The following is a 13,718-nucleotide window of genomic DNA, read 5'->3' as shown; positions in this document are numbered from 1 at the left end:
TCACCAACAACGACACTCCCGCCCCGGCGGGCACGGACACACGGACCCAGCGAGACCCGCGCCATGGACACGCCCACCCTTTCCAAGTCTCACAAGCTCGACAACGTCTGCTACGACATCCGCGGGCCCGTGCTCGAGCACGCCAAGCGGCTGGAGGACGAAGGACAGCGCATCCTCAAGCTCAATATCGGCAACCCGGCGCCGTTCGGCTTCGAGGCGCCGGAAGAGATCCTGCAGGACGTGATGCGCAATCTGCCCACCGCCCAGGGCTACTGCGACTCCAAGGGGCTCTACTCGGCGCGCAAGGCGATCATGCAGGAGTGCCAGCGCAAGGAGATCCCTGGCGTGGGCATCGAGGACATCTACATCGGCAACGGCGTCTCCGAGCTGATCGTGATGGCCATGCAGGCGCTGCTCAACGACGGCGACGAGGTGCTGATCCCGGCCCCCGACTACCCGCTGTGGACCGCTGCGGTGAACCTGTCCGGTGGGCGTGGCGTGCACTATCTGTGCGACGAACAGGCCGACTGGGCGCCAGCGATGGACGATATCCGCGCCAAGGTAACCAGCCACACCCGCGCCATCGTCATCATCAACCCCAACAACCCCACCGGTGCGGTCTACCCCCCCGAGGTGCTGCGCGAGCTGCTCGACATCGCCCGTGAGCACAACCTGGTGGTGTTCTCCGACGAGATCTACGACAAGATCCTCTACGACGACACCGTGCACGTGGCCACCGGGGCACTGGCCAGCGAAGACCAGCTGGTGGTGACCATGAACGGTCTGTCCAAGAGCTACCGCTGCGCCGGCTTTCGCAGCGGCTGGATGACCCTGTCCGGGGCGGTGGCACGCCAGCGCGCCAACGACTTTATCCAGGGCCTGACCATGCTGGCCTCGATGCGCCTGTGCGCCAATGTGCCCGCCCAGCACGCCATCCAGACCGCACTGGGGGGCTACCAGTCGATCAACGACCTGATCCTGCCCGGCGGGCGCCTGCTGGCCCAGCGCGACATCACGGTGGAAAAGCTCAACGCCATCCCAGGGGTCAGCTGCACCACGCCCAAGGGCGCGCTCTACGCCTTTCCGCGCCTGGACCCCAAGGTCTTCAATATCCAGGACGACCAGCAACTGGTGCTGGACCTGCTGCTGCAGGAGAAGATCCTGCTGGTCCAGGGTACCGCCTTCAACTGGCCCGACCCGGACCACGTGCGCATCGTCACGTTGCCCTGGGCCGATCAGCTCGGCGACGCCCTGGATCGCTTCGCCCGCTTCCTCTCGCGCTATCGCCAGTAAGCGGTCACGTCGACGTCATCGCCGGGTGCCAGCATCGAATCCGCTATCTCGACGCTGGCACGGTGATAGCGTCATCCGCGCCCGGGCGCTTGAAACTTGTCGCTCCAGGGCTTATCTAAGCATCTGATTCCTCCCGTCGAGCCGATTGGCTCGGCAGGTTTCCTTCCTTACGGAGAATGTCGGCAATGATGAGAATCCTGCTCTTCCTGGGCACCAACCTGGCGGTGATCCTGGTGGCGAGTATCACCCTGCGCCTGCTCGGCGTGGAGCCCTACCTCAACGCCCAGGGCATCAACTTCAACAGCCTGCTGATCTTCTGCTTCGTGTTCGGCATGGCGGGTTCCATGGTGTCGCTGTTCATCTCCAAGTGGATGGCAAAGCGCTCCACCGGCACGGTGATCATCGAAAATCCCTCCAACGCCACCGAGCAGTGGCTGGTCGACACCGTCGCCGAGCTGGCCCGCGAAGCCAACATCAAGACCCCGGAGGTCGGCATCTTCCCGGCCCAGCAGTCCAATGCCTTTGCCACCGGCTGGAACAAGAACGATGCCCTGGTCGCGGTGTCCGCCGGCCTGCTCAATCGCATGCAGCCCGAAGAAATCAAGGCGGTGCTGGCCCACGAGATCGGCCACGTCGCCAACGGCGACATGGTCACCCTGGCGCTGATTCAGGGCGTGCTCAACACCTTCGTGATGTTCTTCGCCCGGGTCGTCGCGCAGGTGGTCGACAGCTTCCTGCGGCGTGACGACAACGAAGGCCTTGGCTTCTTCGGCTACATCGCCGTGGTCATGGTCGCCGAGATCGTGTTCGGCATCCTGGCCTCGATGATCGCCGCCTGGTTCTCGCGCTTCCGCGAGTACCGCGCCGACGCCGCCGGGGCCAAGCTCGCCGGTTCCGGCGCCATGATCAATGCCCTGGCTCGACTCAAGGCCGAGACCCAGATGCCCGACCAGATGCCGGACACCCTGACCGCCTTCGCCATCACCACCGGCCAGACCCGCAAGCTGATGGAAAAGCTGTTTGCCAGCCACCCGCCGCTGGATGATCGCATCCGCGCGCTCAAGGAAGCCGCCTACCGCCAGTAAGCGCACACTTGATGCGCTCGCAACGCCCCCGCCCGGCCCTGCCTGGCGGGGGCGTTGTCGTTGGAGCCAGCATGCACTTACTCCTCTCGGCACACCCAGGATCGCTTCGCCATTTGCGCGTACGCCTCGTCACGACAATAGTTAAGCAGCGTACAACGAGGCGTTCTGGCCGCACGGCCAGCGGCCTGCAACGATCTACCGAAAACACGAGGGTATGCCATGTCAGTCTCTTACTCCCTGCGCGGGGCAATCGCAGGCTCGGCGCTAGGGCTCGCTCTGGGTCTCGTCTCGACCTCGGCGCTGGCCGACAGTCAGGCGATCCTGGAAGGCGAACGCTTCCATCCTGAGGTCAGCACCCGCGGCATGGTCGCTACCAGCCACTTCCTGGCCTCCGAGGTGGCCCGAGAGGTGCTGGCCAACGGCGGCAATGCCGTGGACGCCGCCGTGACCGCAGGCTTTGCGCTGGCGGTCACCCAGCCGCGTTCGGGCAATATCGGCGGCGGCGGCTTCATGCTGATCTCCGACGAGAACAGCGATGAAGTCATCGCCATCGACTACCGCGAGAAAGCGCCCAAGGCGGCCTACGAGACCATGTTCCAGGACGACAACGGCGACGCTGTGGCCGAGCTGTCCCGCTACACCCACAACGCCGCCGGCGTACCCGGAACCGTGGCAGGGCTGGCGCTGGCGCTGGAGCGCTACGGCACCATGAGCCTGGCCGAGACCCTGGCCCCGGCCATCAAGCTTGCCGAAGAGGGCTTCGCCGTGCCCCAGCGCTTCGTCGACGGCATCGACAGCGCCAGCGAACGCTTCGAGCCCTGGGAGGCCAGCCGCGCCAAGTTCTTCAAGGAGGATGGCTCGCGCTACCAGGTCGGCGACATCTACCGCCAGCCGGACCTGGCCGCCACCTTGAAGCGCATCGCCGAACAGGGCCCCCGTGAGTTCTACGAGGGTGAGACCGCCGAGCTGATCGCCGCCGAGATGGAGCGTCACGACGGCCTGATGACACGGGAGGATCTGGCCAGCTACGAGGCCACCGTGCGCGACCCGGTGCATGGCAGCTACCGTGGCCACGACGTCTACGCGATGAGCCCGCCGTCCTCCGGTGGCGCCCATATCGTGCAGATCCTCAACATCCTCGAGGACGACGATATCGGCGAGCTGGGCTTCAACTCGGCCCGCACCATCCACCTGATGGCCGAGGCAATGAAGCGGGCCTACGCCGATCGCTCCCAGTATCTGGGTGACACCGACTTCGTCGAGGTGCCCCTGGCCGGGCTGACCTCCGAGGAGTACGCCGCCGAGCTACGCAGCGATATCGCCGCCGACCAGGCCACCCCGAGTGCCGATATCGCGCCAGGCAACCCGCTGCCCTACGAGTCCAACGAAACCACCCACTTCTCGATCGCCGACGGCAACGGCCTGGCGGTGTCCAACACCTACACCATCAACTTCAGCTATGGTTCGGGCATCGTGGTCGACGGCGCCGGCTTCATGCTCAACAACGAGATGGACGACTTCTCGGCCAAGCCGGGGGTACCCAACGCCTACGGTCTGATCGGCGGCGAAGCCAACAAGATCGAGCCGGAGAAGCGCATGCTGTCGTCGATGACGCCGACCATCGTCAAGCGCGACGGCAAGAACTACCTGATCACCGGCAGCCCCGGTGGCTCGCGCATCATCACCACCACCCTGCAGGTGCTGATGAACGTGATCGACCACGACATGAACATCCAGGCAGCGGTCAGCATGCCGCGCATCCACCACCAGTGGCTGCCCGACGAAATCCGTATCGAACAGGGCGTCAGCCCCGACACCCTGGACCTGCTGGAGAGCATGGGCCACACCGTCAGCCAGCAGGAGGCCATGGGTGCCGCCCAGTCGATCCTGATCGAGGACGGCGTCTTCTACGGCGGTGCCGATCCGCGCCGTTCCACCTCTTCGGCCATGGGGCTGTAGCCTGCTGACACCCAGGCAACGCCAAGACTTGGACGCGACACACGATGGCAGTCGCGGTAGAGGATGTCCGCCACAACAGACAAGGGCCCGGCGCATGGCGTCGGGCCCTTGGGGTGTCCATGCAGCTGGTCGGGAAAGACCACTTGGGCGGCGGTGCCGTCTGTGTCAGCAGGTGCCGTCTGTGTCAGCGGTGCCGTCTGAGTCAGCGGCAGTCCACTTGAAAGCCGGCCCCGGACAGCAGGGGCGCCAGCTCCTGCGCCTGGCCGACAAGCTCCAGCGTCAGGGTCGAAAACTCACGACGCAGCGGATAGCTCGCCCGACACTGATCAAAACCCTTGCTCGGGTCATCGACGGCCATGGCTCGCAGCAGTCGATCATGATCGCGCCGCGGGTCATACACCGCCCGCATGCACAGCGCCAGCGCCTCCTCCGGCGACAGGCCGCCATCAAGCACCAGGCGTGACAGCGCGGGAGCGGGCAGCAGCTCAGCGAGGGAAACCCTTTCCCCCAGCCCCAGATGGGCCACCAGCGCCTGATGGATCTGATGGGTACCGCGCAGCTTGCCGTCCAGGCTATGCCCCGCGATATGGGGCGTGGCCAGGGCGACCTGGTGCGCCAGTACCTGGTCGATGGAGGGCTCTTCCTCCCACACGTCGAGCAGTGCGGTGAGGTCATAACCACGAGCCAGGCGTCGGCTCAGCGCCTGACCGTCGACGCAGTCGCCACGTCCGGCATTGAGCAGCAGCGTACCGGGCGCCAGCGCCTCGATGCGCCGGGCGTCGAGCAGGTGGCGAGTAGCGTGGCGTCCCTCGCGCACCAGCGGGGTATGCAGGCACAGCACGTCGCAGCTGTCGATCAGGGCGTCCAGCTCGACAAAGTCCTGGCCGTTCTCGCGACCGGCTCTGCTGCCGGCTTCTCTCTCTGCCCTTGGCGGGTCGCACAGCCGGTGCTCGATGCCCATGGCAGCCAGACGGGCCGCCAGCCGGCCGCCTACATTGCCGACGCCGACGATACCCACGCGACGCTCGAGCAGCGACTGACCACGACGCTCGCAGGCCAGCATCAACGCCGACAGCACGTAGTCCACCACCGGCTCGGCATTGCAGCCAGGGGCGCTGGCGAAGGTGATGGCATGGCGCGCCAGGGCGGCCTGGTCGACGTGGTCGGTGCCAATGGTGCAACTGCCGACGAAAGACAGCGGCGAGCCCTTGGCCTTGGCGGCCTCGATCAAATCGGCGTCGAGACGCGTAATCGAGCGAATCACCAGGGCATCCACATCGGCCAGGCTGTCGGCGTCGATCTCGCGCCCCGGCCGACGGCTGACCTGGCCAAGCGGCGCAAAGCAGGCATCGGCGGCGGGCACGTTGGCATCGACAAGAATCTTCATGGGGCTCCCCGGGTCGCAGGTATCGGGCTCCCGGTCATGCAACCGGGCTATTTGTGGATTAGCCTCAAGGGCTTACAATGCCCATGATAACCATAATGGAAACACTGCAAAGGCTTTATCAGCGTTTCCAGACACGGAGCCGGCGCCCGCCCTCCGTAGCCACCAAGTGATATGACGGGAGTCGCCGTGATCGTCCGCTGGGAAACCGACCATGACTATGTCCTCGTGCACGTGCACCAGGACATGTTCGGCGACTGGATCTTCAGCCGTGCCTGGGGCCAGATCGGTACCCAGTTCGGCGGGCTCAAGCATCAGCTGGCCGATGACTACGGTCAGGCAATGATGTGGCTGGAAGACGAGAAGACCATCCTCGGATCGCGAGGTTTCACCAAGGTCCTGGAAGCCGACGACCATAGCCCGGAAGGCCGTGAGGCCATGGGGCAACTGTCACTGCTGGACGAACACTGAGCATGGCGGACACCTCCCCTGCCAGCCTGGCCCCCCGACTGCGTGCCCTGCTGGAGAGCCTGCCCGACAGCGCCCTGCCGATCACCTACCAGCAGGCCGCCGAGGCCCTCGGACTCACCCCGCCACGCACCATTCGCCGGGTGGCCGAAGCCCTGGAAATCACCATGCGCGAGGATGTCGCGGCCGAACGACCGCTGATCGCCGCCCTGGTGGTCAGCCGCCAGGCACCCCAACTGCCGGGCCCCGGCTTCTTCGAACTGGCGGTGGCACTGGGGCGTCTTGACGAGGAGCCGACCTCACATCTCGAGGCCTACCAGCGAGAGCTGGCGGCTGCCCTGGCGACCCGCCGCTAACGCGGTGGCCGCCATGGCGACGAGGCCACCACTACGGGCGCTCTCGCCATAGCCCTTGTTACAGTCATCCTACAGCCATCCCGGCACCCGTTCAGAGCTTGCCGAAGACGCGGCGTCCTTTCACCCGGGTCGCTGTTACTGCGGGAGCCTCCCTCCCCTGGCTCGCCGAGTCCGCTTCGGCTTGCACAGCGACCGCTTGCTCGCTCAACCACCCGCGTGTCGCCAGCCAGCGCACGACGGCGTCGGGCTCCACCCGCCCCTCCAGTACGTCATCGGGACGTTCAGCGTCGATCAGCACCGGGATCCTCTCGCCGTAACGGCGAAGCAGGGTGTCGTCTTCGCTGATCTCGATACGCTCGATGGTGAACTCCACCCGGGCAAGGGCACGCACCAGGGCTTCCATCTGCTCGCACAGATGGCAGCCCAGGGTGGTGTAGAGCGTCAGCACCATCACGACGTCCGCCGATGGCGGATGAGGAAGCAGTGGTGCAGGTCCGGCCGGCGGCTGAAGTCAGGATCGAAGGTCTGACGCGAGATGTCCTTGACCTCGAAGTCGACGGCAAGCTCGTCATCCATCTGAAAGCGCCGCTGGTTGTTGGAGAACACCAGGGTACCGCCCGGTGCCAGCCGAGCCATGGCCAGGCGCACCAGACGCGGGTGGTCCCGCTGGACATCCAGGGTGTCTTCCATCTTCTTGGAGTTGGAGAAGGTCGGCGGGTCCATGAAGATCAGGTCGAACTCGCCGCCTGCGGTCTCCAGCCAGCGCAGGCAGTCGTCGCGCACCACCCGGTGGCGCGACGGGTCGAGCCGGTTGAGCGCGAAATTGTCCCGCGCCCACTCCAGGTAGGTGTTGGACATGTCGACGCTGACACTGTCACTGGCGCCGCCCTCGGCCTCGCTGCCGAGCGCTGCCTGCACCGTGGCCGTGGCGGTGTAGCAGAACAGGTTGAGAAAGCGCTTGCCGGCAGCCATCTCGCCGAGCATACGGCGCACCGGGCGATGATCGAGAAACAGCCCTGTGTCCAGATAGTCACGCAGGTTGACCCACAGCGTCGCGCGACCTTCGGTGACCTGGAAGCGCTGGCCGCTTCGCCCCTGCTTCTCGTACTGGGACTTGCCCTGCTGACGCTTGCGCCGCTTGATCACCACCTTGCCGGGGTCCACTTCCAGCACCTCGGGAATCACCCCGAGGGCATCGAACAGACGCCGCTGGGCCTGGGACGGGTCGATTGACTTGGGCGCGGCGTACTCCTGAACGTGGACGTGATCGCCGTAGACATCGATGGCCAGGGCATACTCGGGCATGTCGGCGTCGTACAGCCGATAGCAGCTCTCGCCGCTGCGCTTGAGCCACTTGCGCAGCTTCTTCTGGTTCTTTTCCAGACGGTTGGCAAACATCTGGGCGCCCTCGCTACGAGGTGCCGTGGATGTTGCCTGGGTATCGGAGGATGCCGACCCTTCACCTGCCCCGGTGGCCGGGCTGGCCTGGCCATCGACCGCCGACGTCGCCTCAGCGTCATGGCGGCGACCCTGGCTCCGATCCCGGTTCTGATCCTGGCCCAGGTTCTGGTTCTGGCTCTGGCCATCGCGGCGTGCGATATCGATCAGCAACAGCTTGGCCTCGAGCGGGCCGTTTCTCAGCGCGTACTGCTTGTGGGCGCGCATGCCGAGACGGTGGCCAAGGTCCGGATTGCCGGTGAACAGCGCCAGGCGCCAGCCACCGAAGTCGGCCTTGAGCCGCTCGCCCAGGTCCGAATAGAGCCGCACCAGCTCCGGCAGCTCGCCGATACGCTCGCCGTAAGGCGGGTTGCTGATCACCAGCCCCGCAAGCTCGGGGTCGAGCACCCGCGGCCGCGCCAGGCGATGCACGCTGGCGCCATCGAGGTGGATCAGCGCCGGGATGCCGGCGCGCATGGCGTTGGTCTTGGCCGCCGACAGCGCCGGCGGGCTCTGGTCGAAGCCAAAGATCACCGAGCGCGCGCGTTTTCGTCCGATGCTCGCCCGGGCCTCGGCCTCGCGCAGGACCTCGCGCCACAGCGCCGGGTCGTGGCCGGCCCAGCGGGCAAAGCCGAAGCGCTCCCGGTTCAGGTTGGGCGCCATGTCGGCGGCCATCAGCGCGGCCTCGATCAACAGCGTGCCCGAGCCACACATGGGGTCAACCAGCGGCGCGCCCTGCTTGGCCAACTCCGGCCAGCCGGCGCGCACCAGCAGCGCCGCCGCCAGGTTTTCCTTGAGCGGGGCGTGGCCGGTATCGCGACGATAGCCGCGCCGGTGCAGGCTGTCGCCGGACAGGTCGATGCCCAGCGTCAAGCGGCCACGGTGCAGGTGGGCATACAGGCGCACGTCGGGATTACGGACGTCGACATCGGGACGCGCCTGGCCGGCCGCACCAAGACGGTCGACCACGCCATCCTTGACCGTCTGGGCGCCGAAGCGGGTATGTCGAATCTCGTCACTGCGACCATGAAAGTCCACCGCAATGCTGGCACCGGCAGGCAGATGGCGCTGCCAGTCGACGGCGGCGGCGGCATCGTGCAGGGCATCCGGCGTTTCGACGCCTTCCGTCCGCGACAGACACAGGATGACCCTGTTGGCCAGGCGCGACCACAGACAGGCCCGGTAGGCACCCTCGAGATCGCCCTCGGCGTTCACGCCTGCCACGGTGGTCTTGCCCGGTGTCAAGCCGAATGTGACTAGCTCGTCGGCTAACAGTTGTTCGATGCCCCGCGGACAGGTTGCCAGAAGGTCAAGCTTCTCAGGCACTTGCTTCTCCTACATTAATGATGACTGCGAAAGCCATTATTCGGTTAACCATTTCATGACGACAAGGTGAACAGGTTGTTACAAAACAACAGTCGACAATGCCGAGCGGCTTACGCTATCAATGGAATGGTAGCTACGAGATACGACACATGTGTCCCTGTCAACAAGCCTTCATTTCGTGCGACTCGGGAGAGCCTGCACATCGCAGGGCTTGGGCATCACGGGCCTGCCGCTTGCATCCCCCGAATTTCCCGCAGGGGCAGGTCAGATTGGTACCTTTGTCACGAGGTAGACCCATGAAACGACAGAAACGTGATCGCTTCCAGCGTGCCTATGTACATGGCTACAAGGCCGGTCTCTCGGGTAGATCCCGCGATGACTGCCCCAGCCAGGACATCAATCTACGGGAATACTGGATGAGCGGTTGGCGTGAAGGTCGTGGGGACCAGTGGTCGGGCATGACGGGAGTGTCCGGCATTCACAAGAACCCCATGGTGCTCTGATAACGCAGTACTGTCGAGGTAAAGGAAAGACCCGCCAAGCCCATGGCACAAGACGCCATGGGCTTTTTGCTGCCCGCCCTTTCAGCGCGCCGACGCCAGCGCCCTGGCGCACTCCCGGACCAGCCCCGGTCCGCGGTAGATAAAGCCCGAATACACCTGCACCAGATCCGCCCCTGCCTGACGCTTGGCCACCGCCGCCTGGCCACTGTCGACGCCGCCGACGCCGATGATCGGCATGTCGGGCAACGCCTGGCGCAGCCGCTCGATCACAAGGTTGGAGGCATCGAACACCGGGCAACCCGACAGTCCGCCCTGCTCATCGGCGTGCGCAAGCCCTTGCACCGCTTCACGGGATACCGTGGTGTTGGTGGCGATCACCGCGTCGATGCCATTGTCCGCAAGCGCCCGCGCCACCAGAACGACCTCTTCCTCGTCCATGTCCGGGGCGATCTTTACCGCCAGCGGCACACGACGCCCACTCTGTTCATCGAGGCGAGTGCCTGTCGAGCGCAGGCGTCCGAGCAACTCATCGAGGTGGTCGCCGAACTGCAGGTTGCGTAGCCCCGGAGTATTCGGTGACGAGATATTGACCGCCACGTAGTCGGCGTGGGCGTGAACCCGCTCCAGGCAGTAAAGGTAGTCGTCACCGGCGTCCTCCACCGAGGTGGTCAGGTTCTTGCCGATATTGATGCCGATCACCCCGCGGTAGCGGCTGGCCTTTACTTGCTCCACCAGGTGATCCACGCCGAGGTTGTTGAACCCCATGCGATTGATGATGGCGCCACGCTCGGGCAGGCGGAACAGCCGGGGCTTGGGGTTGCCGGACTGGGCCCTGGGGGTCACGGTGCCGACCTCGACGAAGCCGAAGCCCAGCGCACCCAGGGCGTCGAGGTGATCGGCGTTCTTGTCGAGCCCCGCCGCCAGGCCGATACGGTTGGGGAAGCTCAAGCCCATCACCTTGACCGGATCGTCCACGCGGGCACCTGCCAGCAACCGCGTCGCCTTCACGCGCGCCGCCCAGTCCAGCGACGTCAAGGACAGGCCGTGGGCCCGTTCGGGATCCAGGCGAAACAACAGGGAGCGGGCGAGATCGTACATGGCGTCTCCGAGGCGAAAAAGGACGAGGGCGCGCGGCCGGGCGCGAGTATAGCGCAGCCGCGACGCCACGACGACTTCCTGAATCAGACCTCAGCCGTTTTGCCCAAACGGGCTTTCATCCCAGGTCGTCAGTGTCCAATGTCCCCTTCGGTAAACAGAAACTCGCGTAGATACTTGTCCATGGCGGGATCCTTGCGGCGCAGCCACTCCAGGGTCATGGCCGCGTGCTCCTTTTCCTCATCACGGTTATGTTCGAGGATCTTGCGTAGATCTTCGTCCTGACAGGCGTCAACTCGCTGGTTGTACCAGTCGACTGCCTCCAGTTCCTCCATCAACGACACGATAGCGCGATGGTAATCCCGGGTCTGCGCCGTCAACTCTTCCACCGGTTCGTGGTAGCCCTCGCTCGATCCAGCCATTCGCCACTCCTTTTCTTTGTAAATAGTTGTGTTCTACTAACTCCATCAACGTAGGACACGATCGTTGTCTTGTCAGTCAGCGACATATGCCGGGAGGGCCCATGACAGAAGTGACCGAGACGTTTGAAAGCCAGCTGTCGCGCATCCACCTGGCCCTGGAAGACGAGAACCCCCAGGAGGTCTCCGAGGCCCTGGAGGATCTCGAACCCGCCGAGGTCGCCCTGCTGCTCGAATCGCTGCCGCTGAGCGAGCGCATCAGGCTATGGGAACAGGTACCGGCGGAGGACGACGGCGAGGTCCTGCTGCACGTCCATGACGAGGTGCGCAGCACCCTGCTCGAGGACATGGACCCCGAGGAGATCGTCGCCGCCACGGCAAGCCTGGACACCGCCGACCTGGCAGAGCTGTTCGAGGACCTGCCCAAGCAGGTGGCCGAGGACATGCTGCGCACCATGGACGAGATGCAGCGCACTCGTCTGCAGGAGACCCTGTCGTTCGAGGAAGACAGCGCCGGGCGCCTGATGCGCACCGACGCCATCGGGGTGCGCTCCGACGTCACCCTCGAGACAGTGCAACGCTTCCTGCGCTGGAAGGAGTCGATCCCGGACAACACCGACAACCTGATGGTGGTGGACCGCATCGGCCACTTCGTCGGCGTGCTGCCGCTGGCCCGGCTGGTTTCCCATGATCAGGAGACCTCGGTGGCGGAGCTGATGGACGCCGACGTCGACGTCATCCAGGGCGACATGAAGTCCCGCGACGTGGCCACCCTGTTCCAGACCCACGACCTGACGTCGGCCCCGGTGGTGGACAACGACGGCATGTTGATCGGCCGTATCGTCATCGACGATATCGTCGACGTCATCCAGGAGAACTCCGAACAGGCGCTGATGAACATGGCCGGCCTCGACGAGGAGGAAGACCTGTTCGCGCCGGTGTTGCCCAGCGCCAAGCGTCGTGCGGTATGGCTCGGCATCAACCTGCTGACCGCCTTTCTCGCCGCCTGGGTCATCGGTCAGTTCGAGGATGCCCTGGAGAAGGTGGTGGCGCTGGCGGTACTGATGCCGATCGTCGCCAGCATGGGCGGCATCGCCGGCAGCCAGACCCTGACCCTGGCCATTCGCGGCCTCGCCCTCGGCCAGATCAGCAAGACCAACAGCAACTGGCTGCTGCGCAAGGAGGTCGGCATCGCCCTGCTCAACGGTATCGTCTGGGCACTGGTGGTGGCGGTGCTGGCGGTGCTCTGGTTCAAGAGCGTGGCGATCGGCGTGATCATCGCCGCCGCCCTGGTCATCAACATGCTGGCCGCCGGGGTCTGCGGCATCGTGATTCCCCTCGTGCTCAAGCGCATGAACATCGATCCAGCGCTGTCCGGCTCGGTCATTCTGACCACCGTCACCGACGTGATCGGCTTCATGTCCTTCCTCGGCCTGGCGACGATCTTCCTGCTGTAGCGCTTCGCTGAGCGGCATCATCGCTCGGCCATCACGACCGGCCATCACTGCCCCACGGGCACTGGTGGCCGATCGGTGGTCCCGCCACCTGCGTCGCTAGTCTGCCGGCACCTGCCTCCCGCTTGGTGCGCCCCTCGTCTGCTGTCGCTTATCTACCGGCTCTTGTCTACCGACTCTTGCCTCCCGCTTAGTGCGCCCCTCGTCTGCTGTCTCTTATCTACCGGCTCTTGTTTGCCGTCTCCTGTCTGCCGTCTCCCGTCTGCGACACCCCCCGTCGCCGGTACGCTACTCTTGTGCTGCTGTGCTGATTCGTTAGCATGGTCAGCAAGGCGCGGGTGACAAGCGCCCATCCCTGCTGGAAACAGGGATCCCCGAGACGGAAAAGGAGAGACCGCATGATGATCAAGACTCGCCCCATGATGCTTGCCCTCGGCGCCGTTGCCGCCCTCGGCCTTGCCGGCTGCGCCAGCGACAGCGCCTCGATGGAGAAAGAGAGCACCGACTACATCGTCACCGGGCTCGGCGACGATCGCCAGGAAGCCCTGGAAGAGGCCAAGGAACGCGCACTGGAGCAGTGCGAGGCCCAGGATCGCGACGAATTCATCATCGAGGAGCAACAGGTGCTTGGCCCCAACACCAGCCCGGAAAAGCGTGAGCGCGCCGAGGCCATGGTCGAAGGCGGCACCGTCAACGAAGACACCAACCTGGCGGCGCTGAACGACGATAGCGAAGGCTTCAAGGCGATCTGGAGCATCAGCTGCCGCTAAGCCTCGGTCCGTTGGTTGCCGACAAGGCCTGCAAAGGCCAGACGCAAGAAGGGCGCCCCTGGGGGCGCCCTTCTTGCGTTGTGTGAACCGCCACCTGGTGTGAACCGCCACCTTGTGTGAACCAACGTCACGGATTCACTCGATCGGTGTCGGCTACGACGAGGACGCC

At 65.1% G+C, this 13,718-nt stretch carries 13 protein-coding genes; 8 read left to right on the top strand and 5 right to left on the bottom strand.

The window, feature by feature from the left end:
• The first annotated feature begins 63 nt into the window (after positions 1 to 63).
• The 3 genes from NFG58_RS06145 to ggt all read left to right on the top strand — a co-directional run bounded on the left by NFG58_RS06145 (position 64) and on the right by ggt (position 4,337).
• Positions 64 to 1,293 carry a pyridoxal phosphate-dependent aminotransferase gene (locus tag NFG58_RS06145; protein WP_045994887.1) on the top strand — a complete coding sequence of 410 codons (1,230 nt, stop codon included), beginning with the start codon at positions 64 to 66 and terminating at the stop codon, positions 1,291 to 1,293.
• Positions 1,294 to 1,478: 185 nt separating this feature from the next.
• Positions 1,479 to 2,378: a protease HtpX gene (htpX, locus tag NFG58_RS06140; RefSeq protein ID WP_045994888.1), complete on the top strand. Its 900-nt coding sequence runs from the start codon at positions 1,479 to 1,481 to the stop codon at positions 2,376 to 2,378.
• A 219-nt stretch (positions 2,379 to 2,597) separates the two neighbouring features.
• Positions 2,598 to 4,337: a gamma-glutamyltransferase gene (gene ggt, locus NFG58_RS06135; protein ID WP_348827776.1), complete on the top strand. Its 1,740-nt coding sequence runs from the start codon at positions 2,598 to 2,600 to the stop codon at positions 4,335 to 4,337.
• Between the two features lie 202 nt (positions 4,338 to 4,539).
• On the opposite strand, the gene pdxB is transcribed toward ggt, so the two are convergent.
• Complete coding sequence (pdxB, locus tag NFG58_RS06130; RefSeq protein ID WP_348815643.1) at positions 4,540 to 5,724, bottom strand: 4-phosphoerythronate dehydrogenase PdxB; 1,185 nt, start codon at positions 5,722 to 5,724, stop codon at positions 4,540 to 4,542.
• Positions 5,725 to 5,910: 186 nt separating this feature from the next.
• Between pdxB and NFG58_RS06125 the strand changes: the two genes are divergently transcribed.
• A complete protein-coding gene (locus NFG58_RS06125; protein WP_045994908.1) occupies positions 5,911 to 6,192 on the top strand; it encodes a hypothetical protein in 282 nt (93 codons plus the stop codon).
• Between the two features lie 2 nt (positions 6,193 to 6,194).
• Entirely contained in the window at positions 6,195 to 6,545 is a 351-nt protein-coding gene (locus NFG58_RS06120; RefSeq protein WP_045994891.1) for a hypothetical protein, read from the top strand.
• Between the two features lie 91 nt (positions 6,546 to 6,636).
• Here NFG58_RS06120 and NFG58_RS06115 read toward each other — a convergent pair whose 3' ends face one another.
• Both NFG58_RS06115 and rlmKL read right to left on the bottom strand, forming a co-directional pair.
• A complete protein-coding gene (locus NFG58_RS06115; protein ID WP_231498503.1) occupies positions 6,637 to 6,996 on the bottom strand; it encodes a glutaredoxin family protein in 360 nt (119 codons plus the stop codon).
• Entirely contained in the window at positions 6,996 to 9,308 is a 2,313-nt protein-coding gene (rlmKL, locus tag NFG58_RS06110; protein ID WP_348827775.1) for a bifunctional 23S rRNA (guanine(2069)-N(7))-methyltransferase RlmK/23S rRNA (guanine(2445)-N(2))-methyltransferase RlmL, read from the bottom strand. The genes NFG58_RS06115 and rlmKL overlap by 1 nt, the downstream gene beginning before the upstream one ends.
• A gap of 296 nt (positions 9,309 to 9,604) precedes the next feature.
• Between rlmKL and rmf the strand changes: the two genes are divergently transcribed.
• Positions 9,605 to 9,811, top strand: a complete 207-nt coding sequence (gene rmf / locus NFG58_RS06105; RefSeq protein ID WP_045994893.1) for a ribosome modulation factor — start codon at positions 9,605 to 9,607, stop codon at positions 9,809 to 9,811.
• Positions 9,812 to 9,892: 81 nt separating this feature from the next.
• Here rmf and NFG58_RS06100 read toward each other — a convergent pair whose 3' ends face one another.
• Together NFG58_RS06100 and NFG58_RS06095 are read right to left on the bottom strand one after the other, a co-directional pair.
• A complete protein-coding gene (locus tag NFG58_RS06100) occupies positions 9,893 to 10,909 on the bottom strand; it encodes a quinone-dependent dihydroorotate dehydrogenase (protein WP_108449714.1) in 1,017 nt (338 codons plus the stop codon).
• Positions 10,910 to 11,037: 128 nt separating this feature from the next.
• Positions 11,038 to 11,328, bottom strand: a complete 291-nt coding sequence (locus tag NFG58_RS06095) for a ferritin-like domain-containing protein (RefSeq protein WP_045994894.1) — start codon at positions 11,326 to 11,328, stop codon at positions 11,038 to 11,040.
• Positions 11,329 to 11,429: 101 nt separating this feature from the next.
• Here NFG58_RS06095 and mgtE point away from each other — a divergent pair, with 101 nt between their 5' ends.
• Both mgtE and NFG58_RS06085 read left to right on the top strand, forming a co-directional pair.
• On the top strand, positions 11,430 to 12,782 hold the full coding sequence (gene mgtE, locus NFG58_RS06090; RefSeq protein ID WP_045994895.1) for a magnesium transporter: 1,353 nt from the start codon (positions 11,430 to 11,432) through the stop codon (positions 12,780 to 12,782).
• Positions 12,783 to 13,177: 395 nt separating this feature from the next.
• Positions 13,178 to 13,549 (top strand): hypothetical protein, encoded by a 372-nt coding sequence (locus tag NFG58_RS06085; protein ID WP_045994896.1) that lies wholly within the window; start codon positions 13,178 to 13,180, stop codon positions 13,547 to 13,549.
• Positions 13,550 to 13,718 lie beyond the last annotated feature (169 nt).

It is taken from the genome of Halomonas sp. RT37, from assembly GCF_040070525.1.
GTDB classification, from domain to species: Bacteria; Pseudomonadota; Gammaproteobacteria; order Pseudomonadales; family Halomonadaceae; genus Halomonas; species Halomonas litopenaei.
The sequence above is the reverse complement of the archived record's forward strand: the minus strand, read 5'-3'. Positions and strand labels throughout refer to the sequence as shown.

What these genes read in the sequence shown, in the direction of transcription:
- NFG58_RS06145 (WP_045994887.1), top strand. Translation starts at nt 64, where the DNA reads ATGGACACGCCCACCCTTTCCAAGTCTCACAAGCTCGACAACGTCTGC.
- htpX (WP_045994888.1), top strand. Translation starts at nt 1,479, where the DNA reads ATGATGAGAATCCTGCTCTTCCTGGGCACCAACCTGGCGGTGATCCTG.
- ggt (WP_348827776.1), top strand. Translation starts at nt 2,598, where the DNA reads ATGTCAGTCTCTTACTCCCTGCGCGGGGCAATCGCAGGCTCGGCGCTA.
- pdxB (WP_348815643.1), bottom strand. Translation starts at nt 5,724, where the DNA reads ATGAAGATTCTTGTCGATGCCAACGTGCCCGCCGCCGATGCCTGCTTT.
- NFG58_RS06120 (WP_045994891.1), top strand. Translation starts at nt 6,195, where the DNA reads ATGGCGGACACCTCCCCTGCCAGCCTGGCCCCCCGACTGCGTGCCCTG.
- NFG58_RS06115 (WP_231498503.1), bottom strand. Translation starts at nt 6,996, where the DNA reads ATGGTGCTGACGCTCTACACCACCCTGGGCTGCCATCTGTGCGAGCAG.
- rmf (WP_045994893.1), top strand. Translation starts at nt 9,605, where the DNA reads ATGAAACGACAGAAACGTGATCGCTTCCAGCGTGCCTATGTACATGGC.
- NFG58_RS06100 (WP_108449714.1), bottom strand. Translation starts at nt 10,909, where the DNA reads ATGTACGATCTCGCCCGCTCCCTGTTGTTTCGCCTGGATCCCGAACGG.
- NFG58_RS06095 (WP_045994894.1), bottom strand. Translation starts at nt 11,328, where the DNA reads ATGGCTGGATCGAGCGAGGGCTACCACGAACCGGTGGAAGAGTTGACG.
- mgtE (WP_045994895.1), top strand. Translation starts at nt 11,430, where the DNA reads ATGACAGAAGTGACCGAGACGTTTGAAAGCCAGCTGTCGCGCATCCAC.
- NFG58_RS06085 (WP_045994896.1), top strand. Translation starts at nt 13,178, where the DNA reads ATGATGATCAAGACTCGCCCCATGATGCTTGCCCTCGGCGCCGTTGCC.